General features: G+C 44.0%; 17 protein-coding genes. 11 read left to right on the forward strand and 6 right to left on the reverse strand.

Annotated elements, in window-relative coordinates; translation table 11 throughout:
• Positions 1-194 precede the first annotated feature (194 nt).
• The 4 genes from J7545_RS14775 (at position 195) to J7545_RS14790 (ending at position 3650) form a co-directional block, all read left to right on the forward strand.
• Positions 195-677 (forward strand): PIN domain-containing protein, encoded by a 483-nt coding sequence (locus tag J7545_RS14775; RefSeq protein ID WP_318698368.1) that lies wholly within the window; start codon positions 195-197, stop codon positions 675-677.
• Positions 664-852 (forward strand): hypothetical protein, encoded by a 189-nt coding sequence (locus tag J7545_RS14780; protein WP_318698367.1) that lies wholly within the window; start codon positions 664-666, stop codon positions 850-852. The genes J7545_RS14775 and J7545_RS14780 overlap by 14 nt, the downstream gene beginning before the upstream one ends.
• Positions 853-1059: 207 nt before the next feature.
• On the forward strand, positions 1060-2748 hold the full coding sequence (locus J7545_RS14785) for a 4Fe-4S binding protein (RefSeq protein WP_318698366.1): 1689 nt from the start codon (positions 1060-1062) through the stop codon (positions 2746-2748).
• A 188-nt stretch (positions 2749-2936) separates the two neighbouring features.
• Positions 2937-3650 (forward strand): class I SAM-dependent methyltransferase, encoded by a 714-nt coding sequence (locus J7545_RS14790; protein WP_318698365.1) that lies wholly within the window; start codon positions 2937-2939, stop codon positions 3648-3650.
• Between the two features lie 85 nt (positions 3651-3735).
• Here the strand turns inward: J7545_RS14790 and J7545_RS14795 are convergent, their stop codons facing one another.
• A complete protein-coding gene (locus J7545_RS14795; protein ID WP_318698364.1) occupies positions 3736-4485 on the reverse strand; it encodes a Uma2 family endonuclease in 750 nt (249 codons plus the stop codon).
• A gap of 59 nt (positions 4486-4544) precedes the next feature.
• Between J7545_RS14795 and alaS the strand changes: the two genes are divergently transcribed.
• The gene (gene alaS, locus J7545_RS14800) at positions 4545-7181 is read left to right on the forward strand and encodes an alanine--tRNA ligase (protein WP_318698363.1); all 2637 of its coding nucleotides are present in this window, start codon (positions 4545-4547) and stop codon (positions 7179-7181) included.
• Between the two features lie 91 nt (positions 7182-7272).
• Positions 7273-7863, forward strand: coding sequence for a Uma2 family endonuclease (locus tag J7545_RS14805; protein ID WP_318698362.1), 591 nt, complete (start codon positions 7273-7275; stop codon positions 7861-7863).
• 54 nt (positions 7864-7917) lie between these two features.
• On the opposite strand, the gene dndD is transcribed toward J7545_RS14805, so the two are convergent.
• The gene (dndD, locus tag J7545_RS14810; protein ID WP_318719765.1) at positions 7918-9945 is read right to left on the reverse strand and encodes a DNA sulfur modification protein DndD; all 2028 of its coding nucleotides are present in this window, start codon (positions 9943-9945) and stop codon (positions 7918-7920) included.
• 51 nt (positions 9946-9996) lie between these two features.
• On the reverse strand, positions 9997-11637 hold the full coding sequence (gene dndC, locus J7545_RS14815) for a DNA phosphorothioation system sulfurtransferase DndC (protein WP_318698360.1): 1641 nt from the start codon (positions 11635-11637) through the stop codon (positions 9997-9999).
• A 98-nt stretch (positions 11638-11735) separates the two neighbouring features.
• On the opposite strand from dndC, the gene J7545_RS14820 reads away from it, so the two are divergent.
• Both J7545_RS14820 and J7545_RS14825 read left to right on the forward strand, forming a co-directional pair.
• The gene (locus J7545_RS14820; protein ID WP_318698359.1) at positions 11736-12935 is read left to right on the forward strand and encodes a DNA sulfur modification protein DndB; all 1200 of its coding nucleotides are present in this window, start codon (positions 11736-11738) and stop codon (positions 12933-12935) included.
• A gap of 257 nt (positions 12936-13192) precedes the next feature.
• Positions 13193-13627 (forward strand): NUDIX hydrolase, encoded by a 435-nt coding sequence (locus tag J7545_RS14825; protein ID WP_318698358.1) that lies wholly within the window; start codon positions 13193-13195, stop codon positions 13625-13627.
• Here the strand turns inward: J7545_RS14825 and J7545_RS14830 are convergent.
• The 3 genes from J7545_RS14830 to J7545_RS14840 all read right to left on the reverse strand — a co-directional run bounded on the left by J7545_RS14830 (position 13608) and on the right by J7545_RS14840 (position 15533).
• A complete protein-coding gene (locus J7545_RS14830) occupies positions 13608-14264 on the reverse strand; it encodes a hypothetical protein (protein WP_318698357.1) in 657 nt (218 codons plus the stop codon). The genes J7545_RS14825 and J7545_RS14830 overlap by 20 nt on opposite strands.
• A gap of 101 nt (positions 14265-14365) precedes the next feature.
• The gene (locus J7545_RS14835) at positions 14366-14695 is read right to left on the reverse strand and encodes an MgPME-cyclase complex family protein (RefSeq protein WP_318698356.1); all 330 of its coding nucleotides are present in this window, start codon (positions 14693-14695) and stop codon (positions 14366-14368) included.
• A 112-nt stretch (positions 14696-14807) separates the two neighbouring features.
• Positions 14808-15533, reverse strand: a complete 726-nt coding sequence (locus J7545_RS14840) for a pyridoxine 5'-phosphate synthase (RefSeq protein ID WP_318698355.1) — start codon at positions 15531-15533, stop codon at positions 14808-14810.
• Positions 15534-15726: 193 nt separating this feature from the next.
• Between J7545_RS14840 and J7545_RS14845 the strand changes: the two genes are divergently transcribed.
• The 3 genes from J7545_RS14845 to J7545_RS14855 all read left to right on the forward strand — a co-directional run bounded on the left by J7545_RS14845 (position 15727) and on the right by J7545_RS14855 (position 21789).
• On the forward strand, positions 15727-17424 hold the full coding sequence (locus J7545_RS14845) for an ATP-binding protein (protein ID WP_318698354.1): 1698 nt from the start codon (positions 15727-15729) through the stop codon (positions 17422-17424).
• Positions 17425-17517: 93 nt separating this feature from the next.
• Positions 17518-20664, forward strand: coding sequence for a PAS domain S-box protein (locus J7545_RS14850; protein ID WP_318698353.1), 3147 nt, complete (start codon positions 17518-17520; stop codon positions 20662-20664).
• 15 nt (positions 20665-20679) lie between these two features.
• Positions 20680-21789 carry an ATP-binding protein gene (locus tag J7545_RS14855; protein WP_318698352.1) on the forward strand — a complete coding sequence of 370 codons (1110 nt, stop codon included), beginning with the start codon at positions 20680-20682 and terminating at the stop codon, positions 21787-21789.
• Positions 21790-21896: the final 107 nt, after the last annotated feature.

The following is a 21896-nucleotide window of genomic DNA, read 5'->3' on the forward strand; positions in this document are numbered from 1 at the left end:
CCGCAGGACTTGCGGTGTCAGTCTGTGGAGCGAGTGTAAGACCCGATCTGAGTAAATCTGTGAAGGCAACTGCTATGAAGCAGAAACCTAAATTGTGAGGTTTAGGAATCCCCGTGTCTTTAGACCGGGGAGGATGTCAACACTACGGATGCTGCAACCGGCAAAGCAGAATTGCAGATCGTTCGAGGTGAGCCATGAGCCAGGCCTATGTCATTTATGCTGATATCTGTTGCCTCAACCGTCCACTGGATGACTTGCAACAATCAAAAGTCAAACTTGAAGCTGAAGCAATGCTGTCTATCCTCCAAAAATGCGAAGATCGAGAGTGGTTACTACTCAGTAGTGATGCAATTCGGTTTGAAATCGCCAGAAATACCGATTCATCCAAGCAAGAACAGCTAGAAGCTACCTTATCCATTGCTCAAACCCATCTCTCCTCCACGCCAGAAATTGAAACTTCTGCCCAGGAGTTGATGCAGCTAGGATTTAAGCTCTACGATGCCTTGCATTTGGCATTTGCCCAGTCAGCGTCCGTCGATATTTTTCTGACCACCGACGATCGACTTCTGCGAAAAGCCAAGCAATATCCTGAAATAGTGACTATCCCGGTTGAAAATCCAGTTGTTTGGTTGATGAACCGATTACAAGAGGAAAATACAAACCATGAAACAAGCTGAAATTAGAAAAAATGGCTACAAAGCTTTGATTGATTCGCTCGGAGTCGTTGGTATGTTGCGCTTCCTTCAGCAACTCGAAGTTGGCAGCGGTGACTACACGCTGGAACGGCATCAAGCAAGCGTTCCCACCCTTGAAGAATTTCAACAATTTACCCATACAGTCTATAAGCCTTAATATAACTTTTACGATGTCCCGTATCTTTGAACATTTTTCGTGTTTAAGTCCCGATAACCGATCGCCTAGTCCTTTGGAACTAGACCGCTCTAGTCTTTTTGTGAAGGGGGGGTTAGTGCTAGTGTGAGGTGGATTTGGGTGTTTAGAGTCAGGTCATCCTCTAGCTGTGTTTCCTAGGATGGAGACAAGTTCAAGGAGGTACTGACGATGTTACAGAATGTTCCTGAGAAGCAGATGAGAAAGGTACGATCGCTGTTGGCGATCGCCTGGTTGCTTTTAATTGTGTCTCTGATCTATGACCCCATTTCACCCCTGTTAACCCATCCCGATACCCACTGGAGCTTACTGCGTCTCGATCCGAGGTTATTCGATCCCAAAGAGTGTCACGAGGTGATGACGGTGCAAGGGCAGTGTTTTATTGAGCGTCCCTATGCGATCGCCACCCGACTCTTTTGGGGGGTCATTATCGGTGCAGTCATCTGTATCGTTTTTCTCTTCGGTCATGAAAGTTGGCGCAGAATGTGTCCCCTATCCTTCTTTTCCCAACTGCCTCGTTTATGGGGAATTCAACGGCAAAAACAAACCACCAATCCTCGCACCGGTAAAGTGCGCTCTGAAGCAGTAAAAATTGACCCCAACTCTTGGCTTGGTCGCCATCATATCGCCTTTCAGTTTGGATTTCTGTTTGTCGGTTTGTGCCTGAGAATGTTATTTTTAGACTCCCATCGTCTCCTGTTGGCTGCTTTTCTGAGTGCCACTATTTTAGCCAGTATAATTGTCGGCTATTTATTCGCGGGTAAAACCTGGTGTCAATATGTTTGCCCCATGGGGCCAGTGGAATTATTCTACACCGGTCCCAGGGCATTATGGGGCAGTCCGGCCCATGAAAAAACCACCTCTAAGATTACCCAATCCATGTGCCGGGCGATCGATGAAACCGGGAAAGAAAAAAGTGCTTGCGTTGCCTGTAAATCTGCTTGCTTTGACATTGACGCAGAACGCAGTTATTGGGACTCTTTGAAAGACTCACAGCGTAAGTTTTTCCATTATGGCTATGTGGGGCTAGTGTTGGCATTTTATTTATATTACATTTTCTATGCTGGGGACTTAGACTACTTTTTCTCTGGGGCTTGGACCCATGATGGGGAGCAAGTGCAACGAATCTTGACCCCTGGATTCTATGGATTCAATCGGGCAATTCCCATTCCCAGATTGATTGCCGTTCCTCTGACATTTTCAGTGTTCACGTTAGGGAGTTATGGAATCTTATGCCGTCTAGAAAAAGCCTATAAAGCCTATTGTCTACGCCAAGACCGAGAATTTTCAGTAGAAAAAGTGCGCCATCATCTATTTTCATTTTCCACCTTTGTGACATTTAACTTTCTCTTTTCTGTGGGAACCCATTCTACGTTAGAGTTATTTCCAAAATGGCTAGAGTGGGGAATTCAAGCTCTGGTTCCAATTTTAAGCGCTGCCTGGTTTTATCGAACTTGGAATCGCTCGTTAAGTACCTACCATAAAGAGAGTGTAGCCAGTAGCTTGCGTCGGCAACTGAGTAAGTTAGACTTCAATTTTTCTGAATTCCTAGAAAATCGTTCTTTAGAGGATCTCAAAGCAGAAGAAGTCTATGTTTTGGCTAAGGTACTGCCTGGATTTAGTCAAGGGTCTAAGGTGCGGGTTTACCAAGGAATTTTGCGGGAAATGTTGGAGAAGAAGATGACAGGTTCTCAGGAGTCTTTAGAGTTGTTGACTCAGGTACGCTTGTCTTTGGGAATTGGGGAAGAGATGCATTTTAAGGTACTATCTGAGTTGGGGGAAAAGTATCCAGAGCTGTTATATGGCGATCGCCCGTTAATTCAGATGTCAAGTTTGTCCCTTTCTTCTCCCTCAAAATAAAGCTAGAATCGGAGTGGAGTCTTTCATCTAAAATAGTGCATTATCGATGGATGAGGGCATGGGGTTATTCTTCCCCTTCCTCTCCATCTTTTTCTAATGCATCAAATTAGATAAAAGAATTCACTCCTGCTATACTAGAGAGTATCTATAATATTACAGCGCTTCGCGCTAAGGAATAGGGAATAGTTATGACCCAAGCACAAAATCAATTTGATGTCACCCAGTACTTTGATGAAAACTTTTCTGCTCAATACGATCGTAAAATTCACTCATTTTGTCCCAGTTATGATGCTTTACATCAAATGTTAATCTCTTGGTTGCAAGAATTACCAGAAAATGCTAATTTTCTTTCGGCAGGGGCTGGAACTGGGAAAGAAATCGTAAACCTCGGAAAAGTTTTTCCCAACTGGAGTTTTGTTGCTGTTGATGCTTCTTGCGATATGCTCAATGCTTGCCATCAGAGGATCAAAAATTTGGAGATGGAGAGTCGAGTCACATTGGTCAACAGCAAGGTGAATGACTATAAATTCCCCGGTGGATTTGATGGCGCATCATCTATCTTTGTTGCTCACTTCATTAGAGATAAGCAAGAAAAGTTAGCCTACTTCAGTTCACTTGCTAGGAATTTGAAGCCCGGGGCAATTCTAGCGATCGCCGATCTGTTTGGCGATCGAGAAACGCTTGAATTTCGTCGATTGCTGAATGCTTGGCTCATGTCTTACGCACGCCATGGTATCTCTGAAGAGCAATTGGATCGGGATCGAGAACATATAGAAAGAGATGTAGACTTTATCTCCGAGAGGGAATTATTTTCTCTTTTAAATCAGGCCGGCTTTATCAAGCCCCTAAAATTTTACCAAACCTATCTATTTGGCGGTTGGATCGCCACTCGAAGCAGTTGAATTAAAAAGATAGGCGCGATCGCCTATCCAATTCTAACGTTGTTAGCAGATTGTCGATCGACAGAGCCACCCTACCCGCCTTGGGTTATCTGTCTTCAGACAAGTCTCGCAATTGTTCTCGATATTGGGCTAGCATGGCTTCCATTTGTTGGAGTTGTTCTTGCAATTCTTGGTTAGTTGCTTGCAATTCTTCCTTAGCTTTTCTTTCTTGTGCAGCACTCTCCCCAGGCGTTAGAACTAACTCACCTTCAGGCGTAAACCAACGGAGTTGTTGGCGATAAATTCCTAAATATAATCCTAACGGCTCACTCCACAACAAGCCTTGTTCGTTGGGTTGAATTTCTTCATATTTGCCATTGACTAAATGGAAGCCTTTGAATTCTAAACTTTCTGGGTTGGGGTCAAACCAGAAATAGTTGGGAGTGCCAAAGGTGTCTTGGTAAATTTTCTTTTTCTTTGTACGGTCGGTTTGGGCGGTACTTGGAGATAAAATTTCAACAATCGCATCGGGATACTTGCCCCCTTCTTGCCAGACGACCCAACTTTTTCGCGGTTTGCGCTCGGTGTTCATAGCGACGAAAAAATCCGGGCCGCGAACGCGGGGAACATTCTGTCCGGGAGGAGTGTAATAAATACTGAGGTTACCGGCAGCAAAGAAGTCTTGGCGAGATTGCCAATGCCACTCTAAACTGTTTAGCAGTACCATCAGTTGGGCTAAGTGGAGATAACTTTCCAATTCCGGTTCATCACTTTCTATTTCACCTGAAGGAAAGATAGCATCTTCTGTGATTTCGGGTACAGGGGTTGTTGGGTGCTGAGTTTCGATAATAGACATGGGCGATCGCGTGCCAGGTTTCTCTTAAAATAAAGATGTATTATAACTTGGAAACTGCTATGGCTCCATCTCTTCCATCCCTGAGCGGTGCTGAAATTCGGCAAACCTTTCTCTATTTTTATCACCAGCGCTCTCACAAGATTTTACCGAGCGCGTCCCTCATTCCTGAAGACCCGACCGTATTATTGACGATCGCCGGAATGTTGCCGTTTAAGCCCATATTTTTGGGCCAGCGTGCGGCTGAAGTTCCCCGTGCTACCACGTCTCAGAAATGTATCCGCACCAATGATATTGAGAATGTGGGACGTACTGCCAGGCATCATACCTTTTTTGAGATGTTGGGCAACTTTAGCTTTGGGGATTATTTTAAGGAACAAGCGATCGCCTATGCTTGGGAACTCTCCACCAAGGTGTTTCAACTCCCCCCAGAGCGTTTAGTTGTCAGTGTATTCCGAGATGATGATGAAGCCTTTGCTATCTGGCGCGATCGAATTGGCATTCCCGCCTATCGCATTCAGCGCATGGGAGAAGAGGATAATTTCTGGAAATCCGGCCCCACTGGCCCCTGCGGCCCCTGTTCGGAAATTTACTATGATTTTCACCCAGAATTGGGAGATGAAACCTTAGATCTCGAAGATGATACCCGATTTATTGAATTCTATAACCTGGTTTTTATGCAATATAACCGGGATTCTGAAGGCAATTTAACGCCCCTGCAAAACCAAAATATTGATACGGGACTGGGGTTGGAGCGGATGGCGCAAATTCTCCAAGATGTGCCCAATAATTATGAGACAGATTTGATTTTTCCGATTATTGAAGCCGCAGCTCAATGTGCCGGAATTGAATATGACAAAAGTGATGAAAAAACGAAGGTTTCCCTGAAAGTGATTGGGGATCATGTGCGCGCTGTGGTACATTTGATTTCTGATGGCGTGAGTGCGTCCAATATTGGCCGGGGCTACATTCTGCGTCGGTTAATTCGTCGGGTAGTGCGTCACGGCCGGTTGTTGGGAATTACGGAATTATTTACGGAAAAAGTGGCTGAAGTGGCGATCGCCCTTTCCGAAGGAGCTTACCCCAATGTGCGGGAGCGGGAAACCCTGATTAAATCGCAATTACAGCAGGAAGAATCGCGCTTTTTAACCACCTTAGAACGGGGTGAAAAGCTGCTGCAAGAGATGATTGAAAAGGTCTTAAAGGCAGGACAAACGGAAATTTCGGGTAAAGACGCATTTAAGCTTTATGATACCTACGGTTTCCCCTTGGAATTAACCATGGAAATAGCCGAAGAACAAGGGTTGACCGTAAATCAGGAAGGGTTCAACTCATCGATGCAACTCCAAATAGAGACTTCTCAAGGGGCCCATGAAACCATTGATTTGATGGTGCAAGGGTCTTTGGATCGGTTGGCTGAACATATCCATCCGACTCAGTTTACGGGATATACGGAACGGTCGGGGATGGCGCAAATTCAGGCCCTTTTAGTAGACGGAAAGTCCGTGGAAATTGCTGAAGCGGGAATGTCAGTACAAATCGTCTTAGATAAAACTCCATTTTACGCAGAATCTGGGGGGCAAGTGGGCGATCGCGGTTATTTGTCGGGATCGGATGTGTTAATTCGGATTGATGATGTGCAAAAAGAGTCGGATTTCTTTATCCATTTTGGCCGTATTGAACGGGGAATCGTAAGCCTGGGAGACTCAGTAACCGCGCAGATTGACCGCGCTTGTCGGATGCGGGCCCAAGCCAATCATACAGCGACCCATTTGTTACAAGCCGCCCTGAAGAAAATTGTCGATCCTGATATTGGTCAAGCCGGGTCTGCGGTCGGGTTTGACCGTCTGCGCTTTGATTTCAATTGTCCCCGCCCTCTCACAGCTCAGGAGTTAGAACAAATTGAGGATTTGGTGAATACTTGGATTAGTGAAGCGCACGGGGCGGATGTACAAATTATGCCTTTCGATCGGGCGAAGGATAAGGGTGCAACAGCCATGTTTGGCGAGAAATATGGCGATACGGTGCGCGTGGTGGACTATCCAGGGGTGTCCATGGAGTTGTGCGGGGGAACCCACGTGCAGAACACGGCAGAAATTGGCTTGTTTAAGATTGTCTCTGAAACCGGGATTTCTTCAGGAGTGCGCCGGATTGAGGCGGTTTCTGGGGCTGCGGTGCGGGAGTATCTGCAAGTGCGAGATGCGGTGGTTCGGGAATTGGGCGATCGCTTTAAAGCCAAACCCGAGGAATTGGTGGAGCGGGTGAGTAGCCTGCAAACTGAGTTAAAAGCAACACAAAAGCAGTTAGAGCAAGTACAGGGAGAATTGGCGATCGCCAAATCGGATCAATTGCTTTCCCAAGCAGAATCTGTCGGTGAAGTACAGGTATTAGTTGCACAGCTTGATGTCGATCCCAATTCCCTCAAAACGGCTGCCGAACGGTTATTACAAAAGCTCGGTGAAGGCGCTGTCGTTTTAGGTTCCGTTCCCGAAGCTGATAAAGTCAGTTTAGTCGCTGCCTTCAGTAAATCCGTCAATCAAAAGGGCTTACAAGCCGGTAAATTTATCGGTCAAATTGCCAAAATTTGTGGCGGTGGAGGCGGTGGGCGACCCAATTTAGCCCAAGCCGGAGGGCGCGATCCCAGTCAGTTACCCACAGCTTTAGAAACAGCGAAAACCCAGTTAACCGAAGCCCTCTAATCTCTAGTTTATGTAGGGTGCGTTACGCTGTTGCTCACGTACCCTACTGCTTAAAAATTTATCCATTACCAGCGCGTAGCGTTATAGTGCCATGAACGAATTGATCGCCACTTCTAACCGAGAAACTCAATTACGTTGGACAAGTTCTGACCTGGATTTACTGCCTGATAATAGCAACCGCTATGAAATTATTGATGGAGAACTATTCGTGACTAGAGCGCCTCATAATAAGCATCAAGATACCTGTGGAAATCTTTACTATGAGTTGAAAACTTGGTCAAAAAGAACTGGGTTAGGGTATGCAGTTATGGGTGCGGGTGTATTGTTTAGTGAGGGGGATGATGTGATTCCGGATGTGATTTGGATGCAGAAGGAAACGTATACGTCCTTAGTTGATGAATCTGGACATTTCCGGGGCGCACCTGAACTGGCGATCGAGGTTTTATCGGCAGGTACAGAAAATGAAAGGCGCGATCGCCAAGTGAAGTTAAAACTCTATTCATCTAGGGGAGTTTTAGAATACTGGATTGCTAACTGGAGAGCTAAACAGATAGAGGTCTATCGCCGCAAGAATGGGGTTTTGAAATTAGAATTAACTCTATTAATTGAGGATGTGTTAACCTCTCCTTTTTTGCCTGAGTTTGCTTGTCCTTTGTCGGAAATTTTTATAGAAGAATATTAAGATTGATACAATCCGGATGGGTCTATTGTTCCCTCCCCCCTGTCTCCCTATCCTTTACCAAAAATAACCGTCTTCGATGGTGGTTTGGCCGTCAGTGGGGTTGTATTTCAGTAGATATTCGCGAGTAATGGCTTCTTGATAGCGTAGATTTTTGACTTCAGTTGGGGCAATTTCGGTATCAGTAGACAAGAGAATAACTTGATGGGAGGCGCTGGGAAAGTAGCGCTCGATCAGGTTTTGGCGGTGGGAGGAATCTAGGCGACCAAGTGGAGTATCAATAGCTACGGGAAGTTGGCGACCGGAGACTCTAGCCAGTCCCCAAAGAAAGGCGATCGCCAATAATTGCTTTTCTCCAGCAGATAGGCGGTGTTTGGGCAGGGGTTGCCCCTCGCAATCATACAAGGATAAGCTGTAATCTTCAGTACTAATCACGACGCGCTGAACGAGGTCAGATTTGTGAAGTAGGTAGCGGAAGCATTCAGTAACTTGGTTTTCAAGCTTATTGAGCTTTTTCAGAGTCAATTTTTCTCGATATTTTTCTAGTATCGTTTTCACCCTAGCAATGGAATTGATGATATGGGTCGCATTTTCCCGCTTCAGAAATTTATCGCTGTACTCTTTGAGTTGCTTTTTCGCTTCGTCGATGCTGCGCTCAAGCTCTCGCAGTTGCCGATGTTTGTATTCTAAATCAATTTCTAATTTGGTCTTTTTGTCGTTGGTTTGTTCTTTTTTATTCATTAATTCTTGGTAGCGTTCGGGAGAAGCAGCCACGGTGAGTTTGCGCTCGATATCCATCAGTTGCTGTTCTAATTTTTCTAGATATTTGGATTCCGCATTGGCTTTTTCCCGTTGCGTGGGAATATCGTAGATCATTAGTTTTTCTAGGGTTTCTAGCTCTTCGGGAGTGGCGTGCAACCAGGTGTTTTCGGGGGCTAGTATTTCTTGAGCTAAACTGTGGTAATCTTGCTGTAAAAAAGCTTCAATATCTGTGGTTTGGGAATCTGGAAGTTGCAGGGTATGCAGATAGTCGAGCAAACGGCGATCGCGCTCCTGAATGCGATCGCGCGAAATTTCTGCTTTCAGGGACTCCTGTTCCGCTTTTCCTTGAGCGATCGCCGGCTCGATCAGGTCTTCAATCAAGCTCAGGGGTAAGGAGCTGGCAGCTAAACTCACCAGTGCATCCCGAGTCTGTTGGATTTTGGCTTCCTCGCTCTTTTTCTGTAAGTCAAGCTGATGGCGTTCGGCGGCGATTTTCCCCCCTTCGGAAACAAAGGTATTTTCGGCTTCTTTAGCCTTTTTAACCGCCCGTTTGAGCATATGTTCTGTATTCTTAATTTCTTGGGCAATGCGCTCCTTGTCCCCATCATAACCCTTGAGCTGGCGGTCAATTTCCTCTAAATTACCCAATTCCTGCTTATCCGCGATCCGCTTTTGGTGACGACGGGATAAGATCTCTAAGTCGGTATCCAGGCGATCGGCTAATTCTAATCCCAATAAAGATTGAATGGCTTGCACAACTAACGGAGGAGGAGCATCAAGATCGGCCAATTCTTTCACCTGTTCGCCATCAAATAAAAACAGATTAGAAATGCCCAAAGGTAACAAGTTTTCGATATAATCATCCCAGGTGTCTCTGAGGGTATTTTCGGGAAATTCACCCTTACCATTCAGAATTCCCAGGGTATCTTTACTGTCTTGCCTTGTCCAATAGCGGATGATTCGCAGTTCAGTATAGAATTGAGAGTCAGGATCATCAGGGTTTAGAGTATCCGTTTTAGCAATTTTACTGCTATCGCCAGAAATAATCTGCACTAACAGTTCTAACCGAGTTTTTTCTCGATCTTCAATATGGCGGTTAACACATTGTTTCAGAAAATTACTGTAACTGAGATTTCCTCGTGTAGAACATTCGGCGCGATGTCCATAGAGAACTAAGCGAATGGCATCCATAAGGGTGGTTTTCCCTCCTCCATTCATTCCTCCTAACAGCAGTATAGGTTTACCATCGTTCGGACGCAGGTTGAGGACTTGTCTCCCCTTATAAGGGCCGAAGTTTTCTAAAACAAGTTCCAAGAAAATCATATCAATTAAAAATGATGGGGTTTTTAGCGTAATTAGAAACCGGGTTTCTGATTATAGGGATTCAGACGAGGAACTAAATTTGATGTCTCCCCAACCTAAACTGAGTTGTTGAGTTGGGGGTTCGGGTTCGGGTTGGTTGTCTGGATGGTTCGGATTAGCTTTTTCAGGATTTTTAATGAAGTATTCGACTTTCTGCGCGTCCCCTTCTAAAGCGGCGTTTTTGATAGCATGTTGAAGATAGGCATCTTTCAGGGCTTCATTTTGTTCGCGAGAACTCGATTTAAAGCACTTGCTCAAAGCATCATAAATACCGGAGCGACTGCCTTTGTTTTGATATTGGCGTTCGGTATTGAGCAGTCTCGCCAGTAGCTCAAATTCCATGGAGTCCTTATCAGTGACTTCTTCTAGAACGCTCCACTCGTCTATACCGAGCAGGGTACGATCGCCCTCTGGACGGCGATCAATAAATTCTTCTCCCGTAACTTCTTCATAAATTCGCGGTAAGCTATCCTCAAATTCATGTTTTTCTTCTAACCAAATGCGGCGAATTTCGCTCAATTCTTCCAGAGTTATCAATGTTATTTCTCCCATTTCTGGCGGTGCAGTTTTGCGAACTTTTACCTGTACTTCGAGCAGTCGTCTCAGTAAGTATTCGCGCCATTCTTTTTTATAGGGGCCGGGAATGGGTTGAAGTTCTGTGTTTTTATCTGTTCCCTGTATTTTGCGTTCAAACAGTTCTACTTTTCCATAAATGCGCCGAAAATCTCGTCTGTCTCGATCATCTTTTAAGTCTAGTTCATTGCGAATATCTAAAAGGGGTTGCAGCCATTCCTTTTCTTCATCATTTTGGATCATCGCTTCCATTGATTTATCCTTATTTACCATCGTACAAACCCAGCAACCAAACCGAGAACTTCCACAACTCGGAGTTGAAGTATCGACGACTAGGGGGCATTCGTTATCGGCAGTTGCTCCCCGATACATAGAAAATAGATCTTTGTTGTTGATTCCCCAAGGATTTTCCCATTGCATGAGGTACATCCAAACTTCATCGGTTCGCCAATCTTCAATTGGGCTATATATTAAGGAATTAGGTAAGCAGGGATTAGGACTTAAGCGCTCACGCACTCTTTTAGCTTCATATTTTTCTATCCGTGTTGCACGTACAAAACTTTCCGCTTTACGAATTCCTAAAACAACAATAGTTTCACCATAAGTTCTAATCACGTCTCGGATAAAGAAGTTCACTGGCTGAATTTTCATTCTATCTGTACACCACCGAAAACCTGGGCGAGGCGCAGGATACCCTTTACCCAGCAAACAAACCCAAAAACTATCTTTGAAATTTGGATAAAGTAAGTGAGCCTCAATGGGCATTGCCTGCTCTTTTGCCGACTTTCTAAGATTTCTGATCGATTCTTTTACCCAAGCAGCAACAATAGGATTTTCAACTAAAGTATCTGTGGTGATGACATGAACCGTTTTAGTTCTGCGCTCTATCGGTAGTCTAGATAAGGCATTCCAGATAAGCTGTAAAATTACGGTTGAATCCTTACCACCACTGTATCCTATCACCCAAGGAATTTCATCTAGACAGTAAAGATCCTGAATTTCCTCAATGAGTTTCTCAATCGTAATGATAAACTCATCAACGGTACGCTGTGGCAAGAGTGAAGGCTGAGTTGCTGTCATGACAAAAAATCAGTATTTTGGGAGTTGGTAATGTGACTTTTTTTTGTTACCATATTAAAATATCAGTTAGTTACAAGTTTTTACTAGATTCTTACAATATGTCTACACATAGTGACTCAAACACCCAACAGCCATTAGCACTTGATGAAGTTTTAAGCCCCTACTTTGCTCAATACTACCAACATAGGTGCTATCCTGCCTTAATTTTTTATCAAGGAGGCCGGAAGATGTTACAAATCAATGTTCCTGCTTACGATCTATCGAATCTTTTACAAGCTAAACCTTCTACCAAGAATAATCCAGATTCTGGAAAAAATCGTCCAGTTTTACAGAAACATGCTGAAGAAATTAAAAAATATATTCTAGAAAGGGTTCGCAAAAATAGGCCATGGGTACTAGGAACAATCACAGCTAATGTTGATGGTTCCCAAATTAAGCTTATTGAATTAGGGCGAGGTATGGGTTTAGTCGTGATTCCCGGTAATGTGAAGTTAGACATTACTGATGGACAACATAGAATCCGTGCAATCGATGACTTAACAAGGAGTCCAGACATCCAAATCATTGGAAATCAATATTTTCCTATCACTTTGATTCTAGAATCAGACCTAAAACAATGTCAAACTGATTTTCGTGACATGGCATATACTAGACCTTTGGACAAATCCCTACTTGTATCATTTGGAGAATTTGAAGGGCGAATCGGTATAGCTAAAAAATTGATTGAAGTTGTCCCAATGTTTTTCAAGAAAACTGAGCAATCCGAAGTCACACCAGCCACACGAAAAGAATACAAGCTAATTTATAAGATTAATTATATTGTTCAATTTGTGAGTTGTGCTTTCAGTAATAATAATAAAGCAGAACTGAAAGATTATGATGTTGAAGCTTCATCTAATGTTTTGGTTAACTGTTGCAACGAATTTTTCCAAAATTGTAGTGACACGAAGTATATTTTTGAAACTGAGTTTGAAACTTTAACTTGGGAAGATGTGGTCAGATTCCAAAATCAGTGTATTTTGAGTATAAGTGCTGGCTTACAAATTTTAGGACATTTATTTTATCTGACGTATGATTCCCACCAAAATGTTTTTGATTCTCACAAAGTATGGAAACTCTCTCAACTAGATTGGTCAATAGGTAGTAATTTATGGGTAGACAATTTAGTTAGACCAAACCCAACTTCTAGAGATCCTAACAAACGATACAAAATTTTATCTGGCAGAAACAGTATGATACCAGCCGTGAACCGAGTTAAACAAGAATTAGGGTGGCTTGATACTCCTGAACCTTTCTAAACTCCTTCAATTCAATATAACTTCCCATGCCTTCAACTCACCCGTCAACATCGATTTCCAAACCGGTATTACCTCCGACATCACTCGCCAAAACTGTACCTTCTTCCCCCACTACCTCTTTAGTATTACACACTTTTTAAAAAACAATTCAAGTTTTAGAAAACATTGAAGATAAGGTTGCTTATCTTCTCGCTTGCGTCCCCATCTTCCCATTCCCCACCTAAACTGAGAGAGAACAGGACAATTGGGAGTTTATCATGGATACACAATCCACTCAGGTGGCTTTAGCGGTTCTGTATCGCGAAAATCGTTATCTGATGCAATTGCGCGATCGCATCCCAGGCATCCTATATCCAGGATTTTGGGGCTTGTTTGGCGGTCATTTAGAGCGGGATGAGTCCCCAGATGAAGGTATCCGACGGGAATTACGCGAAGAAATTGCCTATTGCCCCCCACACTTGGATAAGTTCGGCTGTGATAGCGATCCGGGGATTGTGCGCCATATTTATCATGGCGCGTTAACCGTGCCACTGGAAAAATTAATTTTGGGTGAAGGATGGGATATGGGGTTAATGACTCCTGAACAAGTGCGGGAAGGAGAGGCATTTTCAGTCAAAGCCAATGAAGTTCGCCCCTTGGGAACCCCCCATCAACGCATTGTCCTGAGCGTAATTAACGCCGGTTTGGGGTAAGTTGTTGCACTTGGCGAGCATCAACCAGAATAGCTAAAAAACCGCGATCGCTTAACGACATTAAGGTAGCTGTAGCTTCTTCTTGATTGCTACTCTGGAGTGCCAGTAAATAAGAATTACCCTGGAAATTCACCCAAGGAATCGCCTTGTTCAGAAGGATTTGCAGTTGCTGAGGAGCATCCTGTCGATTGTTGGCATTGACTAATACTGCAAACCCCGAACCGAGGGGCGAGCCGGGGTTGCTTGGCAAGACGGGGGGATTGAATGGACGAGTCCCAATTTGACCTAGGGGGGGTGCAACCATAAAAGCGGGTAAGCCCGTATTCTCATAAATATATTGGCTCCAACGCTCACTCACCTGGGCGTTGGCTAAGTTGCGGATTTGGGTAACAATTTCGTTATTATATTGGCAGATTTGGGCCGTTTGATTGGAGGGTAAGAGATAGTTCAGCAGCAGTTGTTGGCTAGAGGGGTTGGGTGTGCGCACGAAAACCATATATTCCCCTGGGTTTGGCGGAGGACAGGAAAAGCGGTTAGTTTGACTCCAGGCAGGAATAGAAGAGAGGAAAAACGTCGATAATCCGGCGATCGCACTCACCAATTGAGTCAGACTAGAGGAGTTAGGGTAAAAAGGCATAAGAGTAGAATAGAGTCTTTGAATGGGTAATCTTACCCTTGAGCTATCTTTGCCTACTGCCTAACCCGTTTAGTCTGAACAGGTTATCCGTCTTAGGAAACTTAAGACGAGGCAACAAGGGAAGCTTTGGGGTCAGGAATAGCATCTGATGGGGCTTCAAATTCACCCGTCAGCACATATTCTAAGCGAAGTTTGAGCCAAGTGATAAGTTGAGGATCTGTTGAGATAATCGCGGCTGCCGGTTGGGGGCATTTGGCTTTAGCCCCTGCAAGTTCAGGTGCTTCCAGAAATGCCGGTTGAGCAATTAACCAAAAGTCAATATCTTTTTCTTTCTCTTTGTAGTTACGGGTTCTTTCCCGAAAGACTTCTTCGAGAGGTTCGTCTTCCATGAGGAATTTCTTGCTGGCGAGGACGTAGTGATAAGTGGTCATAGGGTTTGGTTTGGATGAACACAGAGTGTTATTTTACCGGTAAATGGTTATTGGGAAAAGGCAATGGGTAATGGGCAATGGGCAGTAATTTCCGTGTCCTTGCCCCCCATTCCTAAGGTGTGGTGCCGAGGATAGCGTGTTTCATCTCTCGAACCGCTCGTTCTAGGCCGACTAGGACAGCCCGGCTGATAATAGTATGGCCGATGTTGAGTTCTTCCATGCCAGGAATACAGGCAACGGGGTAAACGTTCCAATAAGTGAGACCATGGCCAGCGTTTACTCGTAATCCTAGGGTACAAGCTCTATCACAGCTTTGGGTGAGCAAATCCAGTTGTTCTTGTTGTTCATGCTCTTGGTGCGCTTCGGCGTAGGTTCCGGTATGGAGTTCAATAAATTTGGCTTTGATGTCCGCTGAGGCTTTGATCTGGTCAAGGTTCGGATCAATGAAGAGGCTCACCGGTATGCCCGCATTTTGCAAGGTTTGTACCACATCGGCAAGACGCTTTCCTCCAGCGATAACGTCTAAACCGCCTTCTGTGGTCACTTCTTCTCGACGTTCCGGAACCAGCGTGATATAGTCAGGTTGGATTTCTAAGGCGATCGCCACCATTTCCTCCGTAGCCGCCATTTCTAAGTTCAGATGAGTCCGCACCGTCTGGCGCAATAATTGTACATCTCGGTCTTGAATGTGGCGACGGTCTTCCCGAAGATGCACCGTAATCCCATCTGCTCCACCAAGTTCTGCGAGTACTGCTGCTGCAACCGGATTGGGTTCTACGGTTTTGCGAGCCTGGCGGATAGTAGCAATATGATCGATATTTACACCTAGGGTGGGCAAAGATCTATCTCCTCTGGGTTAATCTCATGGGTTTTCTATGGATTATTCTACTCTAATTTGGTGAAATGAAACTTGAATCAAAAACGAGTAATCTCCCAGACATCCTTCAATAGATCCTAATTTTTAAAGCTCCATCGAGTCTGTGGTTTGCTCCGCCGATCCCCCATCACAGCACAAAGCGCTGTAATTGCTCATGACTCCTCTCGGTTCTGTTGTTCAAGGTTCCCTTTCTAAAGGATTAGAAGTGCGCTTGCATCCCGATGTATCGGTTGAAGAAATGCGGGTGGGCAAGTTTTTGGTGATTCAGGGGAGGAGATCGCGGTTTTTCTGTCTCTTGACTGATGTAACCTTGGGAACGGCAAGTCCGCGCATCTTAGCCAATCCCCCCGATCCGAATAACTTCTTTTTGCAAGAAGTGTTAGCTGGCAGTAGTACCTACGGAACCCTAGAAGTTACTCCCATGCTGATGATTACCCCAGAAGAACAGACCATTGCTCCATCGCGTTCTGATTCTCAATCCAATTTAGCCTCATTTTCTGCCCAAACTTCTGTTGATTTTACGCTCAAACCGGTTAAAACCATTCCCAGTCACTTTAGCCAAGTGTATGAAGCGCAAGAACTAGACTTCCGCACAGTATTTGGTTGGGAAGATGACCCCCAGCGTCATAATTTTTCTATTGGTCAACCGGTGGATATGGAGGTTCCAATTTGCATTGACTTAGACCGATTTGTAGAGAGAAGTAACGGTATTTTTGGTAAATCGGGAACTGGGAAATCCTTTTTAGCTCGTTTATTACTGTCTGGCATTATTAAACAGCGAGTTGGAGTTAACTTAATCTTTGATATGCATTCTGAATATGGTTGGGAAGCCGTTTGTGAAGGCAAAACAGTTAATACCGCGAAAGGCTTAAGACAACTGTTTCCGTCCCAAGTGCAGGTGTATACCCTCGATCCAGAATCAGCCAAACGCAGAGGCATTCGAGATGCCCAAGAATTATATTTAAGTTTTGAGCAAATTGAAGTTGAAGATCTGGCTTTAGTGCAACAGGAATTAAACCTATCTGAAGCGAGTTTAGATAGTGCCCTCTTGCTCAAAACTCAATTGGGACGCAATTGGATCTTACAGCTTTTGAACATGAGTAATGAACAGATCCAAGACTTTTGTCTTGATAATAATGGGAGCAAGTCCTCGGTTACGGCGCTGCAACGGAAACTCAATCGCCTCACCCAACTCAAATATTTAAGGGGAGCCAGTCGCCAAAATCCGTTTGGGCAAATTCTAGATACGTTAGCTGCGGGTAAGCATGTGGTGATTGAATTTGGTTCCCAAGCGAATTTACTCTCCTATATGTTAGCGACGAATATGATTACCCGCCGAATTCACCAATCCTATGTGAAGAAAGCCGAACATTTTTTACAGACGAAGAAATCGAGCGATCGCCCCCTGCCCCTCGTGATTACCATCGAAGAAGCTCACCGGTTCCTCGATCCGAGCATCAGTAGCCAAACCATTTTTGGCACGATCGCCAGAGAAATGCGAAAATACTTCGTTACTCTCCTCGTCGTCGATCAACGTCCCTCTGGAATCGATAAAGAAGTGATGTCGCAAATGGGAACCCGTGTAACCGCTTTATTGAATGATGATAAAGATATTGAAGCCATTTTTACCGGTGTTTCTGGAGCCGGAAACTTGCGATCGGTTCTCTCGAAACTCGATTCTAAGCAGCAGGCTCTAATTCTAGGTCATGCTGTTCCCATGCCGGTGGTCGTGCAAACTCGTCCCTACGATCAACAATTCTATACCGAAGTCGGTGAAACCGCTTGGGAAGATATCCCCGATGAAGATATTTTTGCCGCAGAAGAAGCAGCAATGAGCGATTTAGGGTTTTAGTCCTTACACCAAAATTTGCACTTTTATAGCACAATAACAATGGGATCAACGGGAGCATAACCCATCAATGGGGCTTGAGATAGTCAATCAAGAATGTCGAGGTCACAACACGATTGGATAGAGGGTTATACCATCTTCCTTCAGGAGTATCTACAAGAGGGGCGATTATCTCCTGAAATTGGAGACTGGATACAGGAGGCGATCGCCGCCCAAATTCCCCTATCCACCCTATTTCAGTGGCATCATCACAGTTTATCCCAGTTTTTGCAACAGGATCTCAACCCCGAACATTGGCCGCCCTTACTCGAACAAGCTGCAACATTTCAAAGCCACAATTTAAGTCTTTACAACCTTAAGAAAAGTGTAAACCATCGAGTTGTTGGGCAAGAAAGTGCCAATATTTCCAGTAAAGAACAAGAACTTAAGGTCAGAGAGCGTATAGAGTTTGAGCATTTAATCAGTAGCATGTGTACCCAGTTTATGTGGTTAGACTTCCGGGAACTCGATCGGGAGATCGAAACCGCTATTGGTCGTTTAGCTCAACATTACCAGTGCGATCGCGCCTATCTGTTTCAATTGGGGGACGATCGCCAGATAGCCCAACTCCGGTATCAGTGGTACGATCCTCAGATTAGTCCCTTACCCCCCCTCTGGCATCAAATTCCCGTAGAATTTACCCCTTGGTGGATGAAACACCTGAACGAACACCAAGCCATTCCTATCCATTCTTTACAGGATTTTCCGCCAGAAGCCAAAGCCGAACACGCGATCGCCTCCGCGATCCAAGCTCAATCTTTACTACTACTTCCCCTGATCGATAGCGATAAATTAATAGGATATCTAGGATTTTCCACCATTCGGCAGCCTAAAATCTGGGAAAAAGATTGCATTAAACACCTCAAATGGGCCAGTGAATTACTGACCTATACCTTAAAGCGAAAACAGGTAGAACTCACCTTAGAACATCTCCATGAACAAATGGAATTATCGATTGAGCAGCGCACCCAAGAACTGCAAGAGGTGAACTCTCAACTTCAAGCCGAAATTCGAGAACGCCATCAGATTGAAAACGCCCTACGCCAAAGTGAAGTGCGATTTCGTCATATCTTTGAAGACTCTCCCCTAGGAATAGCCATTCTCAATACTGAGTATGGCTTAGAACGAGTTAATCTATCCTTGTGCCGGATGTTAGGCTATTCTGTCTTAGAGTTGCAATCCGTCAACTTAGTCGATTTACTCCATCCTAACGATCGAGACTTAACTCAGACTCTCCTCAACCGGTTGATGAAGGGTGAAATTCCGTCTTTTCAGGTTAAGCAACGTTGTATTCATCAGAGTCAAGAATTTTTGTGGGTCAAAGTCATTGCTTCAGTGATTTCTACCTCTGACTTCTTGGTAAAACCTTCGCAGATCAGTCCTAACTATGGAATTCTCATCGTTGAAAATATCACTGAGCGAAAACAGGCCGATGAAACCCTAAAGTTAATTCAATTTACCCTTAATCGGGTGATGGATTCTGTCTTGCTTATTGATGCTCACGGTCAACTCATTTATGTCAACGATCGCGCCTGTCAAACCTTGGAATATTCCCGCAATCAATTATTACGGATGAATATCGGGGAAATCGATCTCTCTTGCCGCACATCCCCTTGGAAAGAGTTCTGGAATCAGGTAAAATACTCCGGATTTATGCGTGTTGATTCCGTCTATCAGAGCCAATCTGGTGTAGAGATTCCTGTAGAAATTAATTTCAATTTCTTTCAGTATCAAGGATTAGAGTATAGCTGTGCGATCGCCCGAGATTTGCGCGATCGTCAAAAAGCAGAAGCTGCTCTAGAGAAAAGTCAACAACTGCTAGCCGCATCCCAGAAGGCTGCTGGGTTAGGCAGTTGGGAGTTTGATCTGCTCACCCAAGAAATTTTTTGGTCGGATGAAGTATTCCGCATTTTTGGCCAAGATCCCACTTGGGAGAAACCCCCAACCTATTCTCAACATATTCGACAATATCACCCTCACGATAGGTCCCAATTTCAACACGTTATTCAACAGGCAATTTCGGAGGGAATAGAATACGATTTCGAGTTACGAATTCTTCGGTCTTCGGGTGAAGTTCGCACCGTTTGGGCCCAAGGACAACCTATTTTTAGCGATCGCGGAGAAGTAATTAAACTCTTTGGACTTATTCAAGATATTACGGCTCGGAAACAGGTGGAATTAGCCCTGAAAGACAACGAAATGCGCTACCGTACCCTAGTCTCTCACATTCCAGGGATTATTTATCGCTGTTTACCCAATCAAGACTGGACAGTAGAATTTATTAATGATGCCATTGAAGATATCATCAGTTATAGCGCGGATGACATGATGTCTCGGATGGTGTCGGGGTTAGCTATCTTGCTTCATCCTGAAGATTTACCTTGGGTACGAGAGCAGGTTAAATTAGCCCTAGCCCAACACGCTCCCTTTGAGCTAGAGTATCGGATGATAGCCCGTGATGGTACGATTCATTGGGTTTATGAGAAGGGTAAAGGAGTGTGGAATGAGCAAGAGGAGCTAGTTTATCTCGATGGTGCCATCTTTGATGTGAGCGATCGCAAACAAGCTGAAGCACAACTCAAAGCGTCCTTAGCTGAAAAAGAGGTTTTGCTCCGGGAAATCCACCACCGAGTCAAAAATAATCTTAATATCATCTATAGTTTACTCGACATGCAATCTCGGCAAGTCAGCGATCCAGGCCTGAATGATTTATTACTCGATAGCCAAAAACGCCTCAAAACCATGGCTTTAATTCATGAGAAGCTCTATTGCTCGAAGAGTATCTCTCGCATTGATTTTGCTGAATACATCCATAGTTTGGTTCTCAGTATTTCCGCCTCCTATCGGATGCAATCAAATCAGATTAACTTAGAAATTGAAGCCGATCCCGTAGAACTAACTATAGAAACCGCCATTCCAACCGGTTTAATCATCAATGAATTAGTCACCAATGCCTTAAAACATGCCTTTCCAGGCGATCGAGAGGGAACCGTGTGGATTAAATTCCGTGAAATTGACCATGGACAACTGGATTTAAAGATTATTGATAATGGGATAGGATTATCCTCTGGGGTGAATGGGCAACAATCCCCTTCCCTTGGAATGCGTTTAGTGTCTATTCTAGCCGATCAGTTAGATGCCGATCTTGAAGTGCAGAATAATAACGGAACAGGTTTTCACTTAAGATTTGAACAATGTTCTTAATCAGGGTATTGAAAGATGAATGATTTTGCCAAGATTTTGATTGTTGAAGATGAGTTGATAGCTGCTCACAACTTAGCAGATAATCTTCAAGAATTAGGCTATGAAGTATCTGGAGTAGTTAAGACTGGAGAAGCGGCGATCAATCAGGTGATGAAAAATCCTCCAAGCTTGATTTTGATGGATATTAAGCTCCAAGGAGATATGAGTGGGATTGATGCGGCCCGTGCCCTACAAGATTATGATATCCCCATTATTTATTTAACCGCTTTTAGTGATGCTAAAACATTGGAAGATGCTACGGAAACTTTAACCTATGGATACCTGAATAAACCGGCTAAGTTAGAGGATATAAAATCAGCGATCGCTCTCTCTATCGCTAAACACCAAAAAGATCGAAACATTAAAATCCTTTGGCATGAAGAGAAAAAACTCAATGAGTTAAAATCTCATTTTGTATCCATGATTTCCCATGATTTGCGTGCCCCTTTAACTCATATCTTAGTTTCTCTTGAAATCCTTAGACAATATGGGGATGATTTGAACTTATCTCAAAAAAATAAGCAGTTCGATCGGATGCAAGTTGCCATTAAAAATATGACGTTGCAACTTGAAGAAATGCTAACGATTGATCAAGTTGAGTCTGGCAAGTTACCCTTAAATCCTACATCTATTGATATCGTTGAGTTGTGCAGAGAAAGATTGGATTACTTTGAGATCATGGCCGATCAAAAATGCTCCTTAGTATTTGAGTGCGATCGAGAATCTTTTTATCTTTATCTTGATGAAGACATTCTGGGGCATATTCTCAATAATTTATTGTCCAATGCGATTAAATATTCACCAGAAGGGGGGACAGTCTGTATAACCTTAACCTCTCAACCCCATGCAATGCTGTTAGAAGTGAGCGATCAGGGTATTGGTATTCCGACGGAAGATCTGGAGAATCTTTACAGTCCTTTTGAACGAGCCAGTAATGTAGGTAAAATTAAGGGGACTGGTATTGGCTTGTATATTGTTAAACAAGCTGTAGAATGTCACCAGGGCACGATTGAGGTTTCTAGTCAAGTGGGGGTAGGTACAACCTTTCGGATTAGGTTACCTTCTCTCATGAATCATTTTCATTAGAGCGACAGCCAACACAGTTAATAATGAATCATTATCAGGCCCCTGGAGTTTGTTACCCTAAAGGGGTTGATTTAATCAACAAGTTACGATATACTACAAATGAAGTT

Origin of the sequence: Roseofilum sp. SBFL (genome assembly GCF_017746885.1) — a bacterium.
Lineage (GTDB): Bacteria > Cyanobacteriota > Cyanobacteriia > Cyanobacteriales > Desertifilaceae > Roseofilum.

Coding starts and splice junctions, on each gene's coding strand:
- J7545_RS14775 (WP_318698368.1), top strand. CDS start 195: ATGAGCCAGGCCTATGTCATTTATGCTGATATCTGTTGCCTCAACCGT.
- J7545_RS14780 (WP_318698367.1), top strand. CDS start 664: ATGAAACAAGCTGAAATTAGAAAAAATGGCTACAAAGCTTTGATTGAT.
- J7545_RS14785 (WP_318698366.1), top strand. CDS start 1,060: ATGTTACAGAATGTTCCTGAGAAGCAGATGAGAAAGGTACGATCGCTG.
- J7545_RS14790 (WP_318698365.1), top strand. CDS start 2,937: ATGACCCAAGCACAAAATCAATTTGATGTCACCCAGTACTTTGATGAA.
- J7545_RS14795 (WP_318698364.1), bottom strand. CDS start 4,485: ATGTCTATTATCGAAACTCAGCACCCAACAACCCCTGTACCCGAAATC.
- alaS (WP_318698363.1), top strand. CDS start 4,545: ATGGCTCCATCTCTTCCATCCCTGAGCGGTGCTGAAATTCGGCAAACC.
- J7545_RS14805 (WP_318698362.1), top strand. CDS start 7,273: ATGAACGAATTGATCGCCACTTCTAACCGAGAAACTCAATTACGTTGG.
- dndD (WP_318719765.1), bottom strand. CDS start 9,945: ATGATTTTCTTGGAACTTGTTTTAGAAAACTTCGGCCCTTATAAGGGG.
- dndC (WP_318698360.1), bottom strand. CDS start 11,637: ATGACAGCAACTCAGCCTTCACTCTTGCCACAGCGTACCGTTGATGAG.
- J7545_RS14820 (WP_318698359.1), top strand. CDS start 11,736: ATGTCTACACATAGTGACTCAAACACCCAACAGCCATTAGCACTTGAT.
- J7545_RS14825 (WP_318698358.1), top strand. CDS start 13,193: ATGGATACACAATCCACTCAGGTGGCTTTAGCGGTTCTGTATCGCGAA.
- J7545_RS14830 (WP_318698357.1), bottom strand. CDS start 14,264: ATGCCTTTTTACCCTAACTCCTCTAGTCTGACTCAATTGGTGAGTGCG.
- J7545_RS14835 (WP_318698356.1), bottom strand. CDS start 14,695: ATGACCACTTATCACTACGTCCTCGCCAGCAAGAAATTCCTCATGGAA.
- J7545_RS14845 (WP_318698354.1), top strand. CDS start 15,727: ATGACTCCTCTCGGTTCTGTTGTTCAAGGTTCCCTTTCTAAAGGATTA.
- J7545_RS14850 (WP_318698353.1), top strand. CDS start 17,518: ATGTCGAGGTCACAACACGATTGGATAGAGGGTTATACCATCTTCCTT.
- J7545_RS14855 (WP_318698352.1), top strand. CDS start 20,680: ATGAATGATTTTGCCAAGATTTTGATTGTTGAAGATGAGTTGATAGCT.